The organism is Natronolimnobius sp. AArcel1 (genome assembly GCF_011043775.1).
Taxonomy (GTDB): domain Archaea; phylum Halobacteriota; class Halobacteria; order Halobacteriales; family Natrialbaceae; genus Natronolimnobius.
This window is the reverse complement of record NZ_JAAKXY010000001.1, coordinates 212647-226840: the sequence shown is the minus strand read 5'-3', so window position 1 is coordinate 226840 and position 14194 is coordinate 212647. Positions and strand designations below refer to the sequence as shown.

15 protein-coding genes are annotated in these 14194 nt (G+C 60.4%); 5 read left to right on the top strand and 10 right to left on the bottom strand.

The window, feature by feature from the left end; genetic code table 11:
* Positions 1–136 precede the first annotated feature (136 nt).
* The 3 genes from aglF to G6M89_RS01110 all read right to left on the bottom strand — a co-directional run bounded on the left by aglF (position 137) and on the right by G6M89_RS01110 (position 3955).
* Positions 137–871, bottom strand: coding sequence for a UTP--glucose-1-phosphate uridylyltransferase AglF (aglF, locus tag G6M89_RS01120; RefSeq protein WP_165159964.1), 735 nt, complete (start codon positions 869–871; stop codon positions 137–139).
* Between the two features lie 109 nt (positions 872–980).
* Positions 981–2768 carry a glutamine--fructose-6-phosphate transaminase (isomerizing) gene (gene glmS / locus G6M89_RS01115; protein ID WP_165159963.1) on the bottom strand — a complete coding sequence of 596 codons (1788 nt, stop codon included), beginning with the start codon at positions 2766–2768 and terminating at the stop codon, positions 981–983.
* Positions 2768–3955, bottom strand: coding sequence for a sugar phosphate nucleotidyltransferase (locus G6M89_RS01110; RefSeq protein ID WP_165159962.1), 1188 nt, complete (start codon positions 3953–3955; stop codon positions 2768–2770). The genes glmS and G6M89_RS01110 overlap by 1 nt, the downstream gene beginning before the upstream one ends.
* 223 nt (positions 3956–4178) lie before the next feature.
* Between G6M89_RS01110 and G6M89_RS01105 the strand changes: the two genes are divergently transcribed.
* A complete protein-coding gene (locus G6M89_RS01105) occupies positions 4179–4661 on the top strand; it encodes a hypothetical protein (protein ID WP_165159961.1) in 483 nt (160 codons plus the stop codon).
* 26 nt (positions 4662–4687) lie between these two features.
* Here the strand turns inward: G6M89_RS01105 and nikR are convergent, their stop codons facing one another.
* The gene (gene nikR / locus G6M89_RS01100) at positions 4688–5119 is read right to left on the bottom strand and encodes a nickel-responsive transcriptional regulator NikR (protein WP_165159960.1); all 432 of its coding nucleotides are present in this window, start codon (positions 5117–5119) and stop codon (positions 4688–4690) included.
* 143 nt (positions 5120–5262) lie between these two features.
* On the opposite strand from nikR, the gene G6M89_RS01095 reads away from it, so the two are divergent.
* The 3 genes from G6M89_RS01095 (at position 5263) to G6M89_RS01085 (ending at position 9509) form a co-directional block, all read left to right on the top strand.
* Positions 5263–6048 (top strand): creatininase family protein, encoded by a 786-nt coding sequence (locus G6M89_RS01095; protein WP_165159959.1) that lies wholly within the window; start codon positions 5263–5265, stop codon positions 6046–6048.
* A 124-nt stretch (positions 6049–6172) separates the two neighbouring features.
* The gene (locus G6M89_RS01090) at positions 6173–8959 is read left to right on the top strand and encodes a PAS domain-containing protein (RefSeq protein ID WP_165159958.1); all 2787 of its coding nucleotides are present in this window, start codon (positions 6173–6175) and stop codon (positions 8957–8959) included.
* Positions 8960–9047: 88 nt separating this feature from the next.
* On the top strand, positions 9048–9509 hold the full coding sequence (locus G6M89_RS01085; protein ID WP_165159957.1) for a hypothetical protein: 462 nt from the start codon (positions 9048–9050) through the stop codon (positions 9507–9509).
* Here the strand turns inward: G6M89_RS01085 and G6M89_RS01080 are convergent.
* The gene (locus G6M89_RS01080; RefSeq protein ID WP_165159956.1) at positions 9494–10168 is read right to left on the bottom strand and encodes an O-methyltransferase; all 675 of its coding nucleotides are present in this window, start codon (positions 10166–10168) and stop codon (positions 9494–9496) included. The genes G6M89_RS01085 and G6M89_RS01080 overlap by 16 nt on opposite strands.
* Before the next feature lie 90 nt (positions 10169–10258).
* Between G6M89_RS01080 and G6M89_RS01075 the strand changes: the two genes are divergently transcribed.
* Positions 10259–10726 carry a dCTP deaminase gene (locus G6M89_RS01075; RefSeq protein WP_165159955.1) on the top strand — a complete coding sequence of 156 codons (468 nt, stop codon included), beginning with the start codon at positions 10259–10261 and terminating at the stop codon, positions 10724–10726.
* A 235-nt stretch (positions 10727–10961) separates the two neighbouring features.
* Here the strand turns inward: G6M89_RS01075 and G6M89_RS01070 are convergent, their stop codons facing one another.
* The 5 genes from G6M89_RS01070 to G6M89_RS01050 form a co-directional block, all read right to left on the bottom strand.
* Positions 10962–11813 carry a carbon-nitrogen family hydrolase gene (locus G6M89_RS01070; protein ID WP_165159954.1) on the bottom strand — a complete coding sequence of 284 codons (852 nt, stop codon included), beginning with the start codon at positions 11811–11813 and terminating at the stop codon, positions 10962–10964.
* 5 nt (positions 11814–11818) lie between these two features.
* Positions 11819–12250, bottom strand: coding sequence for an SRPBCC family protein (locus G6M89_RS01065; protein WP_165159953.1), 432 nt, complete (start codon positions 12248–12250; stop codon positions 11819–11821).
* A gap of 141 nt (positions 12251–12391) precedes the next feature.
* Positions 12392–12616: a hypothetical protein gene (locus G6M89_RS01060; protein ID WP_054863657.1), complete on the bottom strand. Its 225-nt coding sequence runs from the start codon at positions 12614–12616 to the stop codon at positions 12392–12394.
* An 81-nt stretch (positions 12617–12697) separates the two neighbouring features.
* Positions 12698–12883, bottom strand: coding sequence for a hypothetical protein (locus tag G6M89_RS01055; protein ID WP_165159952.1), 186 nt, complete (start codon positions 12881–12883; stop codon positions 12698–12700).
* Positions 12884–12978: 95 nt separating this feature from the next.
* Positions 12979–14010 (bottom strand): phosphate uptake regulator PhoU, encoded by a 1032-nt coding sequence (locus G6M89_RS01050; protein WP_165159951.1) that lies wholly within the window; start codon positions 14008–14010, stop codon positions 12979–12981.
* Between the last annotated feature and the right edge of the window lie 184 nt (positions 14011–14194).

Sequence of the window (14194 nt, the reverse complement as noted above, 5' to 3'; positions counted from 1 at the left end):
CTGGTCGCTCGGGAGAGGGCGAAGACACGACTCGTCGTTTGCAGTCAGTCGGCGAAAACGTTCGGATACGAGACTGTCTCGCCGGATAGAGTGCCAGTGAGTGTCAGTCAGGTTCGCTTGGTAGCGTGTGACTTAGTTACGACTGCTCGAGGTCGGCCTCCCCATCCTGAAGCCGCGTCTCGGCTTCCTCACGGTCTTCGGGGTAGCCAACGTCGATTCGCCAGCCCTCGAGGCCGATGGCGTCGATGGTGCGGCCGGACTGAATCAACAGGTCGATGGCTTCGCTGATCTCGTACTCGCCGCGATTGGATGGCTGGACGAGGTGACAGGCGTGGAAAATTGCGGGCGTAAACGTATAGAAGCCGGTCATCACGAGGTTCGACGGCGGGTCGTCTGGTTTCTCGACGACGTCGGTGATCTCGCCGTACTTGTTCGTATCGCAGACGCCGTATCTCGAGGCTTCCTCCCAGGGGACCTCCTCGACGAGGAAGGCGGCGTCGGCGCGGTCCTCGCGCTGGCGGCGCACGACATCCTCGAGATTGGCCTGGAAGATGTTGTCGCCGAGGATGAGCATGAAGTCGTCGTCGACGTGCTCCTCGACGGTCACCAGGGCGTGGGCGAGGCCCTGCTGTTCGCGCTGGTGGGCGTAGGTGATGGGGACGTCACGGTATTCATCGCCGTAGTGGTCGATAATCCGCTCTTTGAGGTAGCCAACGACGACGATGAGTTCGGTCGCGCCGAGGTCGACGAGTTGGTCGAAACAGTGCGTGAGAATTGGCTCCTCATCGACTTCGACCATCCCTTTTGGCTTGTCCTCGGTGAGCGGCCGCAGACGCGTCCCCTCGCCGGCGGCAAGAACGACAGCTTGCATGCCCGGAATATCCCAAATACGTGGACAAGTATCTTCTGATCGACAGGGTTCGAACCAGGTGGTTCGTGCACTTCCTCACCCAATTGCAGTCGCGGCTACACCAGCCCGCTCACTCGACGGTCACACTCTTTGCCAGATTGCGCGGCTTGTCGATTGAGCGGCCCAGTTCGTTGGCCACCCAGTAGGAAAGCAACTGCAACTGGACGTTTGCCAGAATCGGCGTCAGTCGGCGTCCAGCGTCTGGCACCTCGAGAACGTGCGTCGCGTACTGCTCGACGAGGTCCGGTTGGTCAGTCACGGCGATCACTGGCGCGCCGCGGGCTTCGACCTCCTTGACGTTGCCGAGTGTCTTCGCCGCGTTCGGCCCCGAAATCAGCGCGAATACGGGTGTCTCCTCGGTCACGAGCGCCAGCGGCCCGTGTTTCAACTCACCGGCGGCGAAGCCCTCCGCGTGTTTGTACGTAATTTCTTTCATCTTGAGCGCGCCCTCGAGTGCGACCGGCGCGTTGTAGCCCCGCCCGATGAAGAAGTACGCATCGGCGTCGACGTACCTACTCGCAATTTTGCGGGCGCTCGACTCGTCTAGCACCTGCTGGAGTTGATCGGGGAGTCGCCGGAGCCGTCTGATGAGGTTCGGGGAGTGGTCGTCTGAGAGGACACCGGACAGCATCGCGAGGGCAGCTTGCTGGCTCGCGAACGTCTTGGTCGCGGCGACGCCGATCTCCGGGCCGGCGCGGATGTACATGACGTAATCACACTCGCGGGCGGCCGAACTTCCGACGACGTTCGTCAGCGCAAGCGTTGTCGCGCCGGTTCGGTTCGCACCGCGAAGCGCCGACATCGTATCCGCCGTCTCGCCGCTCTGGGTGACGCCGACGACCAGCGTTTCGTCGGTGATCGGAATCGAGCGCGCGTCGTACTCACTCGCGAGGAAACACTGCGCTGGGATGCCCTGCTCGCGAAGCAACCGGGCACCGTACAACGCCGCGTGATAGGAGGTTCCACAGGCGACGAACTGGACCGGCCCACGACGCTCGAGGTCTGCAAGTTCCTCGACCGTAATCGTCCGCTCGAGTTCGGAGACCCGTTCGCGCAGACACTGACGAAGCGCCAGTGGCTGTTCGTTGATCTCCTTGAGCATGTAGTGGTCGTAGCCCGATTTCCCGGCATCTTCGGGGTCCCACGCGACGGTGTCGACTGGCATCTCGACGACAGTTCCCTCGCTGTCCGTGATGACGATTTCATCTGGCGAAATGCGAGCGAACTGCCCGTCCTCGAGGTAGATGACTTGATCCGTGTACTCAAGAAACGCGGGCACGTCGCTGCCCAGGTAGTGGCCATCATCGCTGAGGCCAAGCACCAGTGGTGACTCGTGGCGAGCCGCATAGATCGTGTCTGAATCCCCAAAGACGGCCGCGACGGCGTAACTACCCTCGATACGGGAAATGGCGTGTCGAAACGCCTGTTCGGAGCTCGCTCCGTCTGCGAGTTCGTCCTCGATCAGGTGGGGGACGACCTCGGTATCAGTGTCGCTCGCAAAGGTATGGCCCTCATCCTCGAGCCTCGTCCGCAGCGTCTGATAGTTCTCGATAATGCCGTTGTGGACGACGGCGACCTGACCCGTACAGTCGGTGTGTGGGTGGGCGTTTCTGTCTGAGGGTGGCCCGTGCGTACTCCAGCGCGTGTGGCCGATGCCCGCGAGTCCGTCGATACCGCCGTCGGGCAGCGCCCCCTCGAGTGCGGAGACCTCGCCTTCGCGTTTTTCAACCGAGAGCGAGTCATCGGCAATCGCGACGCCAGCGGAGTCATAACCCCGATACTCGAGGTTCGAGAGGCCCGACATGAGCACCTCGAGGACGTCGTTTTCCGACCCAGTGTAGCCGATGATCCCACACATTAGGATCGAACCTCGGTGTCTTCGGCGATGGTTCCGCGGACGGTCGCGCCGGCTTCGACGCTCACGTCAGGTCCGATGACGGCACCAGGGACGTACGTACTGCCGCCACGGTCCGTGACGCGATCACTGAGCAAGGCGCCGAGTCGCTCGCCTTCGAAGATGCGGTTCCCGACGCGAACGTCGCCAGGACCGCCGGGGATTGCCGACCCGTTGCCGACCGTGACGCCGATGCCGGTCACGCAGTCGACAACCGTCGCGTTCGCGCCGATTCGCGTATCCGCATCGATTACGCTTCGCTCGACGACTGCGTTCGAACCGACGGTCGCGTTTTCGCCAAGGCAGGTGAAGGGACCGACGACGGCACCCGCACCGACCTCACAGTCAGGTGCGACGACGACCGGCTCGCGAATCACAGCTGAGTCGTGAATCGTCGCCGTTTCGGCAATCGGTGAGTCCCGTTTGTCGTCGACGACACCGCTCTCGAGCAGTTCAAAGGAGACGTCGAGCAGATCCCACGGGTAGGTTGCATCGACCCAGACTCCCTCAGAGACCGTTCCACACACAGATTCACCGCGCTCGAGGAGTTCGGCGATCCCATCGGTCAGTGACTGCTCACCCGCTCGTGACTCGGCGGCGCGAATCGCGTCAAAAATCCCGGATTCGAAGACGTAGACGCCTGCGTTGAGCCGATAGCTGCGATCATCGTCCGGGTTCTCGACGACTGCGGTGACTGTCTCGTCCTCGAGGACGACGCCACCGTAGGGGTCGAGATCCATCCGGTTGAGCACGCCGAGTGTCGCCGCGGCGTTGCTGTCGTCGTGGGCCTCGAGCACGTCTTTGATGATCGCACTCTCGACGAACTGGTCGCCGTTGACGACGAGCATCGGCCCGGAAACAGTGCCGTCTGCAGCCAGCAGTGCGTGGCCGCTGCCGAACTGGTTGTCCTGTGTGACGTACGTCAGCGGGATGTTGCGGTAGGTCGACCCGAAGTGTGACTGTACCCGCTGGCGTTTGTAGCCGACGACGACGGTGATATTCGTCACGCCCGCCTCGATCAACTGATCGAAGACGTGCTCGATAATCGGCGTCGTAGCGGCCGGTAAGAGTGGTTTCGGCCGATAGCGCGTCAGCGGGCGGAGGCGCGATCCCTCTCCTCCCGCAAGAACGACGGCAGAGATCGAATCCATATATGAATTGAGAGGTGACAAAGCCTTAGAACCACTGGTTCAACCGGGTTTCGACAGCAATCGAGAAAATTCCGGTCAAAATAGTTTTAATTATTATCGGTTCACGTCTGTGTGAGACCATACTGTGTTGTCAACCAAGAGATGATCTCGAGGTCCATACTGCAGGTAAAACGACTCTCGACCCAGCCGAACGGTTATTGCTGGTGTCAGAAATGATGTGGGTATGAATCGATTGTCCGCTCCGCTCACTCGCGACGGCCTCGAGGCGGCACTGGCGCTGCTGGTCGTTGGGATTGCGCTGGTATTTCTCGTGCAACCGTCCGGACGTGCTGGGTGGGCACTCGGCGAACTTCTCGTCCCCGTCGTGATCATCGGGGGTCCGGGGGTGTTCGCGCTGTGGGTCCTCCTCGGTGTTCTGGCACACGGCTATCGACTCGTCTCGTCGCTGGTGACCGACACGGATCGGCGGCGTGCAGGCGACACGTCGGTACTCGCGCTCGCAACGTCACTCGTGTTCGGTGTGCTTTCGCTGACGACGCTCTGGCTGGTCGTGGGCAGTATCTACATTCTCGTCGCCGGCGTTGGCGGTGTCCTTCTCGCACCGGTGTTTGCGGTGTTCATCGCCGGCCTGCTCGCGGTTCTCGTCTTACTTCGACAGGGGATCAGCCGCGTTGTCGACAGCGAATTGGCCACAGCAGGCCGCTGACCGGTTCGAAAATAACAGTTCGTCGATTAGGAGTGCTCCTGTGAAATCGGGTCGAAATCGTCGACCGGAATCACGGAGTAATCAACCGTCAGCGCATCCTGCGTTGCACGGATCTTCCCGACGAACGTCGAGATATCCTCGAGTTCGCCCTCGAGGACGAACAGTTCCATGCAGTAGTGGTCGCCGACGTGGCTGTGGAAGTTCGAGGCGACGAGGTCTTCGTGTTCGTGGCGTAGGTGCATCATCCGCTCTTCGACGCTCGTGGTCTCGTAGTCGAACAAGATTGTGACGAGGCCCATGAGGTCGCGTTCCTCGAGTCGGGTGTCCTCGAATTCGCCAAGCAGATTGCGCGAGGCTTCGCGGACGACCTCGCTGCGGCCGGTGTAGCCGTGTTCGTCAGCGAACTGGTCGAGTCGCTCGAGGAGTTCATCGGGCATCGAGACGCTTACGACTGCCATATAATAACTCGGCCGTCAGCAAGTATTAAGGTTTATCATCGAATGCCGGGTTCGGCGCACCTCGATGCTAACAGTCCGCGGTCTTGCTGCAGGAACGTCACATCAGCCACCGAAGTTTTGCGCGTTCGCTCCGAGTGCACCATATGTACCTTCCTGAGCAGGCCTGGCCGGATCTGACCGAATACGTCGAGACCGAGTCACTCGCGGTCGTTCCCATCGGCTCGACCGAACAACACGGGCCGCATCTCCCCGAAGGGACCGATCACCTGATCGCCGAAGCACTGGCTCGAGCGGCCACGGACCGGACTGACGTGCTCTGTACGGCCCCGCTGCGAATCGGCGTTAGCTCCCATCATCGGCAGTTTCCCGGCACGATGTGGGTCGATCCGCTGGTCTTTCGCGACTTCGTCGAGAATTTCTCGCGGAATCTTACCTACCACGGCATCGACCGCATCGTCTACGTCAACGCCCACGGGGGCAACGTCGCCCACCTCCGCGAAGTTGGCAAACGACTCCACGACGACGAGACGGCCTACGCCCTCGAGTGGATGTGGGACGAGTCGATTCCCGACGTGCTCGAGGAGGTCTTCGAGACGCCTGGCCCCCACGGCGGTCCAAAGGAGACGGCGATGATCATGCACATCGCAAACGAACTCGTTCACGGGGACCGCCTCGAGGACGCCCGCGATGGCGGAGCCGTCTTCGATTTCGACGCTGAGCGCGTCCACGGCGCGACGACGTTCTACGATACGATTGATAATAGCGAGAACGGCGTCTTTGGCGATCAGACGGAGGCCACCCCTGAAATCGGCGAGCGACTGTTCGAGGCTGCAACCGAGCAACTCGTTGCGCTGCTCGAGTGGCTCGATGCCCAGCCGCTCGAGGCGCTCATGCCACAGCCTCACGTCGCGCGGACTGGATCGCAGTAATGCGGGTGGGTGCTCGTGGCTCCTGATCGAATCAGCACCGGCCGTTCGCTGTTCGCGTTCGTCCGTGCGGCGGTCCACCAGAGCGAGCGCGGGACTTATGCCTTGGACCACCGTTCTCCCGGTAATGGACGACCGAGCAGCGGCGACTGACTCGACGTTCTGGGCCGTCGGTGACGACCACGGTGGGTTCGCGGGCTACCGGGCACTCGTCGAGATGGTCGACGGCGGCGTCGTTCAGCTCAGCGCTGACGGCCGTCTGGTCGGACTCGACGAAACGTTCCTCGAGTTGACCAACAATAGTCGTGACCGCCTGCTTGGCGAACCGGTCAGTGCCGTCTTCGACCACCGCGACGGTGACGGCCGCTCGAGTGAGTGTTTCGACGAGTTCCTCGCCAATCAGGCAGCTGAGGCCGAAACCAAGACTGAGACGGTAGCAATCGACGTTCACACCGCAGACGGCCGACGACTTCCCTGTACCCTTCGGTTGAAGCACTTCGGGGTCGACGATTCCCGCACGCCGCCGTCCCTGATTGGGATTGTCGAGCCGATAAAAACAGCTGATGCCACCGGCGATCAGCCATTCCCCCCGATGGATGAGACACATACAACCGTCGCCTCCGTGCTCGAGGAAGCCGCTGTCGGCGTGTTCGTGTTAGATTCGGCGTTCGATGTCGCGTGGATCAACGAAGCTACCGAACGCTACTTCGGGCTTAATCGGGAGGCCGTGGTCGGCCGGGACAAACGTTCCTTGATCACCGAAACACTCGCTGATCGGGTCGCCGATTTCCCGCGGTTTCGCGACACCGTCATCGCAACGTACGACGACAACAGCTACGTGGAGCAGTTCGAGTGTCGAATCCTCCCCGGCGAAAATCGGGAGACACGCTGGCTCGAGCATCGGAGCCAACCGATCGAGTCTGGACCGTACGCCGGTGGGCGGATCGAACTCTACTACGACGTAACCGATCGCCGTCGTCGGTCCTACCAGTTACGTCGACTCAACGAAGCCGTCAACGACTGGCTGCAGGCGGAGTCAGACAAAGATGCCGCCGAACGGGCCTGTCGCAGTCTGCGTGGGATTCTCGACCTCGAGATAAACGGCGTCTTTCGCTACGAGGAAACTGCACAGGCGCTGTGTCCGATTGCGATCTCGGAACCGGGGCTCGGCCTGTTCGACGAGGCACCGACGTTCGAACGCGGGGAGGGAATCGCCTGGCGCGTCTTCGAAACTGGAAGCCCCGAAATCTACGACGATGTCAGGTCGGATCCGGACGTTTACAACCTCGAGACGCCCATTAGAAGCGAGATCATCCTGCCAATCGGCGACTACGGCATCATCATCGCCGGTTCGGAACAGCCGGGTGCGTTCGACCGCGGGGATCTCTCGTTGCTTAAAATCGCCGCATCGAGTCTCGAGGCGACGTTCAACCGCATCGAAAACGAACGCCAACTCGAGCGCGAGCACGTCCAGATGGAGAAGCTTCTGCAGACGGCGCCAGTCGCAATCGCGGTCATGAATGGTGATGGTGAGACCGTCCAGGCGAACCGACACGCTATGGAGCTTCCCGGTTTTCCCACGCAGCAGGCGGTCGACGCGGACGAGACGCTGACACTGTACGATGCTGACGGAAACCCGCTGCCACTCGAGCGAACGCCAGCGGCTCGCGCGTGGGATCGCGGTGAGCCGGTTGTCGATGTCGAACTCGAGGGAGTGGGTGCAGACGGCACGCGCACGTGGTTCATCGTCAACGCCGCGCCGGTCTTTGACGCTGACGGGACCGTCGAGCGCGTCATCACCGTCGGTGAAGACATTACAGAGCTCAAGACTCAGCAGCGCCAACTCGAGCGCCGCAAGAGCGAACTCGAGACCGAACTGAGCGAGATTCTGGGGCGTATCTCGGATGCGTTCTTCGCGCTCGATGAAGACTATCGGTTCACCCACGTCAATGACCGAGCTGCAGCGTTGCTGCAATACGCGCCCGGCGAGTTGCGTGGCCGTCGACTTGAAGAGATCTACGCTGCGGATACAGCCGAAGAGGGAGAAACGGACCGCATCCGTCAGCAGTTTCACGACGCAATGAACTCACAGGAGCGTGTCAGTTTCGAATCCTACGATGGGACGACAGACGCCTGGCTCGAGTTTAACGTGTACCCCTCCGAAACCGGCCTTTCGGTGTACTTTCGCGACGTAACTGAACGGAAAGTGTATGAACGACAGCTCGAGGCGTCGAACGAACGCTTAGAACAGTTCGCCTACGCCGCCAGCCACGACTTACAGGAGCCGTTACGGATGGTCTCGAGTTACCTCCGCTTGATCGAACAACGCTACGGTGACGACCTCGATGACGATGGCCAGGAGTTTCTGGAGTATGCAACTGATGGCGCAGATCGGATGCGAAACATGATCGACGGCTTGCTCACCTACTCGCGCGTCGAAACCCAGGGTGACCCGCTCGAGCCGGTTGACCTCGAGACAGTCGTTTCGAACGTCCACGAGGATCTGCAGTTGCGTATCGCTGAATCCGACGCTGTGGTGACGACAAACTCGCTGCCAACAGTGCGCGGAGACGCCTCGCAACTGCGCCAAGTCTTTCAGAATCTGCTGTCGAACGCGATCGAATACAGCGGTGACGAGGCCCCAGATATCGAGATCTCGAGCGAGCGCGACGGGTCGTACTGGGAATTGACGGTTACGGATCACGGGATCGGAATCAAAGCGAATGCGACCGAGCGCGTCTTCGAGGTATTCCAGCGACTGCATAGTCGGGAGACACACGATGGAACGGGGATCGGACTCGCAGTCTGTAAGCGGATCATCGAACGCCACGGTGGCGACATCTGGATTGAGTCCGAACCCGGCGAACAAACGTCAGTGTCGTTTACCCTACCAGCAACTGAGCAGGAGCACTGAGAGACAAGTCTCCTGAACGGCGAGTAGCGGCGGGATTCGATGCCACCAACAGCTATATAGTCACCCGGAGACACCTCTCGCCAAGGCAGTGACCGCCGTGATCCAGTCTAACGTCCGTTCGGATCGACTTCTGCTCGCCGCCTCGTTCGCCTGTTTCGCCGTTGCCGGCATCGCGACTGGCAGCGCCGAGGTGCTTTCACTTGGACACACAGTAACAGCGACCGCGCTTGCCGTCATCGCTGTGTACTGTCTCGCCCGCTACGCGAATCGGGTTAGCCGCCGGACGCTTGCGAACCTCTCGTTTGCGTTCTGGATCGCCTTCCTCGCCGTCTCTGGACTCCACGCTATCGGCCTCGAGGCAATCGCGAGTGCCGTTCCAGGCTCGAGTAGCGTTCTCGTTGCCTCGCTGACGGCAATCACTTGGGCGACGTTTTTGACGGCCTGTGGTTCGACCACTTTCCTCGGGTTCCGAGAATACGGTGCCTCGAGCGCGCATGCGGCCGAAGAACAGGTGCTCGAGGGTGAGACCTCGGATTACTCGACGCGGTAACTCACGGCGATTCCTTCTCCCAATGGTAGCACGACCGTCTCAAACGCTGGATCAGTCGTAACACGCTCGAGATAGTCCGCAATACCGCGCGTATGTTTGTTTGCGTCAGCAGCGACTGTCTCGTCACCCTCCGCAAGTGCGAGTAGTTTGTCAAACTCGAGTGGACCGGCGGTGATTGCGTTGTCCGCGACGATCACGCCCCCGACGGGGACTTTCTCGCGAACCGCGTCGAACGCCTCGACGTAGCGGTGCTTCTGGTGGTCGATTAACACCGTCTCAAAGGGGCCGTCGTAGCGTTCAATCGCCTCGAGTGCGTCCCCGAGTTCGTACTGCGCGATGTCGTCGTAGCCACCCTCGGCCATGTACTCACGAGCCATCTCGAGTTCGTCTTCGTCGACTTCGGTGAGGACAATCTCGCCGTCATCGGGGAGCGCGCCTGCGAACCAGTACGCCGAGTAGCCGTAGCCAGAGCCGAACTCGAAGACGCGCTCGGCGTTACTGAGTCGGGCGAGCAATCGAAGGACGCCGCCGACTTCAGGGCCAACGTGAGGGAACCCTTCCCGTTCTGCGTAGGCGTCCATCTCCTCGAGCGTCTCGTCAGTATCCGGGCCAACTGTGCGCACGAAGCGAGTGATCTCGTCGCTGAGTACCTCGACCATACGGATATCTTCAACGGGGACAGTATAGAACTGCGGGACGAGACATGTCGAAGCCACTTTTTTGTCGGTCGAACCCGTCAGCTATCGCAAATGTCTGCTGATGATCCCCCAACGAATGCAGATCGGAATCCAATCGCTGACGTCGTCGATAACCTGATCTACGAACCAACGCAGGTTCACGAGCACGGTATCGACCTGACGGCGAGTGCGATCTACGAAGTCACCGCACCCGGCCGACTCGATTTCGGCGGCGACGAACTCGCAGACGCCGACTTAGCGCCGGTCGACACTGAACTCCGTAACCCCGACGACGAGTTCGGCTGGTGGTCACTCGAGGGCGGCCAGTACGTTATCCAGCACAACGAGTTTCTGACGGACCCCGAGATGGCGCTGTTGCTCCAGCCGCGAAACGAACTCCTTGCGCGCGGTGGCTCCCATCCGTCGGTACAGGTCGGCTCGCACCTTCCGCTGGTGCCACTGACCGTTCCCGATGGTGGCCTCGAGATCAAAGAAAACGCACGGGTGTCGACACTTGTGCCACTGGGCGAGAAAGCGTAATACGAAAGGGGTGGACGAGGCCGAGGTGAGTGGCGGAGTGGATGCGGACGTGGCTGAACACTCGTTCCCGGGGACGAGCGTTCGGTGGCCCGGAGACGCGCTTTGTTGCCGGCGAGACGTGAAAAGCGCCTGAACCGGCGTCTATACACAGACGCTACCCGACTAAAAAGTCAGCGGTCGCCTGATGGTATTGCTGGCAGTACAGTCGGTCGGAGTGAACCCAGCGGTCCAGCGCTTAGAATCGCCGGTCCCGAAGCGCCGGAAACTCCTCACGAACGGCTGTCACCGTCTCACGATCGATCTCTGCGGTGACCAGTGCAGGGTCGTCACCACTCGAGGCTAGCGTCACGCCCCAGGGATCAATAACACTCGAGCGTCCGAGCAGCGTCGTCTCGCCGCTGTCGGTCGGAAACGTTCCCGCGCCGTTAATCGTCGCCACGTAGCATTGGTTTTCGATTGCACGCGCTCTCGAGAGCGTCTCCCAGTGCTCAATACGCGGGTAGGGCCACGCGCTCGGCACGAGAATGAGTTCGACGCCGGCATCGACCAGCCGCCGATAGAGTTCCGGAAACCGCAGGTCGTAGCAAGTCGTCACGCCTACTGTGAGGCCGCCAATTGTCGCCGTCTCGAGGCGCTCGCCGGGGACGAGGAGGTCCGATTCGGCCGAGTCGTACCCAAAGAGGTGGTGTTTCCGATAGACAAGTTGGCGCTTTCCAGCGGAATCGAAAAGAACGGCGGTGTTCGCGAGTCCCGTCTCGGCTGGCGTTGGAACGCCCTCAGTCGCCGCAAGGTCCTCGACGACGGTGCCCGCGAGGACGGCCACGTTGTGTTCGTCGGCCGCATTTTGCAGGCGCGTCAGCGTCTCGCCCTCGAGTGGTTCGGCGCTTGCGTCGTACTGGTCGAACGCGAAGTAGCCGACCGTAAAGAGTTCCGGCAGCGCAATCAGGTCCACGCCACGGCTTGCGGCCTGTTCGATTGCCTCGAGTGCGCGCTCGAGGTTGGCTGTCACTGCACCCGGGTCGATCTGCAGTTGGGCCGCTCCAAGCGTCAGCGTCGCATCTGGTGCTGGTATCGCTGGTGGGGTCATGCTATCTACGTCGTCTGGACGGCTCGCTCGAGTGCGCGCTGGAGATTCTCGAGTTCGCCGTCCAGATTGCGTTTGAAGTACTTTTCGACGCCCGGAAGCTTCCCATCCACGACGAAGTGATTCTCGACTCGAGTCCCGGTTTCAGTGGGGACGATGGTGTGTTCGCCGGTCACCTGCATGACCTTCGCCTTCCCGACGAATTTGACGTATTCCGGCTCATTTCGCGTTACATCTTCGGTTTCGACGCTGACCGTCCGACGGACAAGCGGGATTGGCAGTTCCACATCCCAGGTGACCTGTCGACCAGCTGGGTCGGTGACACGATAGTCTTGGACAACGCTGATCGCTCGAGCGCGATTCTCCGGGTCAGAAATGAACTCCCAGACGCGCTCGGGTGACGCCGACAACTCGAACGAACGATCGACCCGTACAGTCATGGGGCTACCTCGGAGATTCTGGGGTAAAAAGGCCGTGGACCGTGACGACTCGAGACGGACCCTTTCTCGAGAAACTATAGAATACGATAGTGAATAGTACGCGAGAAACGCCGATCGAAACGCAAACGTGGCGGTCCGGGGTTAACTGACAGTCACTTTCCACGTCGTCGAGCGGGCGCGACCCCACTTTTCGATGTCAACATCCTCTGATTTTTCTGCCAAGTGGGGTAGTCGTGCGCCAACCTGTTTCGACGAGAGTCCGATCGCTGCGGCGATGTTTTTCGCCCGAAAGTACTGTTCTCCCCGGGCAGCACTCTCACGGAGGTGCGAGAGGATCCGCTTCTCTTCGTCGGAATAGTCAGTCATCGTCCGTACCAAAACGTACGCACTCGTCGGTCTTAACAGTATTGCGTGACCACGTGTGCCGCGAGAACAGCGGACAGGCCCTTAGCCCCAGAGATGGATCGCGACGATTGCGATTGCGCTAAAGATCATTGCCGCGGCGAAGCCCCATGCGGCTTCGATATCCGGTGCGCCAGTGATCATCAACACTGCCCCGACCGCAACGACTGCCGCACAGGCGAGTGCGACGCCGAGCCCTTTGTCCGTCGTCGAGTTCGATTCGGTAGCCATACCCCGAGATTGTGAGTGGGGTCTCTTAAACGCACTTATTCTCGAGAATCGAACCGATCAGGGTAGTCGCTTTGCTCCTCGAGTCGAGTCGGCGATTATTTGATCGTTGTATGATCTGACTCTTCGTTTAGTGCCAGGTTCGCCGCAATTTCGGCGTTTCGCATCGCGTACTGTGCAGTCTGCTCGAGGCTGACGAGGACCTCTCGAACGCGAAGCAGGTCCTTGTTCGGCATCTCGGGAAGTCCGTCGAGGATTTCGTCTTCGCGGTCGGAGATTTCGTGAAACAGTTCGCGGACGCGATTCGATTTGTCGTAATCGCGTTCGACGGCTGCTTCGACCGAGATGGTTGTAATCTCATCGACGAGATCGTTCATCTCACGAATGTCGCGCATCACGGAACTGTCGACGTCGATATCGTGATCTTCGGCTTCGATAACGATCTCTGCAATATCCTCACCGTTGTCCGCCGTCAACTCGAGGTTCTTCGCGATGGATCGGTAGCCGATCAATGGGAAGCCACTGTCGAGATCGACGGCACGTGCGAGATTCGGGTTCTGGTAGGCCGTAAAGATCAGCCGCAAGAGCAACACGAAGATTTTGTTGGCTTGGCGCTCGCGGTTGAGCGCTCGCTGTGCGAGGTCGGGATTGCCGTGTGCAAGGGCTTTGATCCCCTCACCACGCATCGTCTGGCCGGTTCGCTCGAGGCGCTCGAGCAGGTTGTCGAGGGTGAAGTCCTCAGGGTCGACCGAGCAGCGAATAGAGATGCTTTCGGGCGTTTCTTCGATCACGCCAAGTCCCATGAGTTGGGTTTCTGCCTGGTAGACGGCGTTGATGTGATCGGACGAGAGCGCGCCCTCTTCGCGTTCGATACGGATGACGCGGCGGCCAAGGACGTACTGGGCGACGATTGCTCGCTCGACGGCGTCGGCATTGAGATCGTCAGCGTGGATAATCGCCTCAGTTTCTTCAGAACTTGCAGATTCGGGCATCACCGTCAGCGTTCCCTTGCCACTGGTTCGCAGCGAGACCTCGTCGCCTTTCTCGACATTGTGCTCGGACGCCCACTCCGCGGGAAGCGTCATCGCGAGTGTCGATGGGCCGAGACGCTGCACTTTCCGGGTTTCCATACACCTTCGTATGCAACACTCAACCTTAATCTTGACTATATTGCCATTATATCACAGTGCCGTCGTTATATGCTTGGGTGATTCCCCACAATTCCAGCAGACCTTATATAATTCGACAATAGCGACGGCCGCAGCCACTCGTGACGTGATTCTCGCGTCAAACCGGGCGAAACTGCTCGAGTAT

What these genes read in the sequence shown, in the direction of transcription:
- aglF (WP_165159964.1), bottom strand. Translation starts at nt 871, where the DNA reads ATGCAAGCTGTCGTTCTTGCCGCCGGCGAGGGGACGCGTCTGCGGCCG.
- glmS (WP_165159963.1), bottom strand. Translation starts at nt 2,768, where the DNA reads ATGTGTGGGATCATCGGCTACACTGGGTCGGAAAACGACGTCCTCGAG.
- G6M89_RS01110 (WP_165159962.1), bottom strand. Translation starts at nt 3,955, where the DNA reads ATGGATTCGATCTCTGCCGTCGTTCTTGCGGGAGGAGAGGGATCGCGC.
- G6M89_RS01105 (WP_165159961.1), top strand. Translation starts at nt 4,179, where the DNA reads ATGAATCGATTGTCCGCTCCGCTCACTCGCGACGGCCTCGAGGCGGCA.
- nikR (WP_165159960.1), bottom strand. Translation starts at nt 5,119, where the DNA reads ATGGCAGTCGTAAGCGTCTCGATGCCCGATGAACTCCTCGAGCGACTC.
- G6M89_RS01095 (WP_165159959.1), top strand. Translation starts at nt 5,263, where the DNA reads ATGTACCTTCCTGAGCAGGCCTGGCCGGATCTGACCGAATACGTCGAG.
- G6M89_RS01090 (WP_165159958.1), top strand. Translation starts at nt 6,173, where the DNA reads ATGGACGACCGAGCAGCGGCGACTGACTCGACGTTCTGGGCCGTCGGT.
- G6M89_RS01080 (WP_165159956.1), bottom strand. Translation starts at nt 10,168, where the DNA reads ATGGTCGAGGTACTCAGCGACGAGATCACTCGCTTCGTGCGCACAGTT.
- G6M89_RS01075 (WP_165159955.1), top strand. Translation starts at nt 10,259, where the DNA reads ATGTCTGCTGATGATCCCCCAACGAATGCAGATCGGAATCCAATCGCT.
- G6M89_RS01070 (WP_165159954.1), bottom strand. Translation starts at nt 11,813, where the DNA reads ATGACCCCACCAGCGATACCAGCACCAGATGCGACGCTGACGCTTGGA.
- G6M89_RS01065 (WP_165159953.1), bottom strand. Translation starts at nt 12,250, where the DNA reads ATGACTGTACGGGTCGATCGTTCGTTCGAGTTGTCGGCGTCACCCGAG.
- G6M89_RS01060 (WP_054863657.1), bottom strand. Translation starts at nt 12,616, where the DNA reads ATGACTGACTATTCCGACGAAGAGAAGCGGATCCTCTCGCACCTCCGT.
- G6M89_RS01055 (WP_165159952.1), bottom strand. Translation starts at nt 12,883, where the DNA reads ATGGCTACCGAATCGAACTCGACGACGGACAAAGGGCTCGGCGTCGCA.
- G6M89_RS01050 (WP_165159951.1), bottom strand. Translation starts at nt 14,010, where the DNA reads ATGGAAACCCGGAAAGTGCAGCGTCTCGGCCCATCGACACTCGCGATG.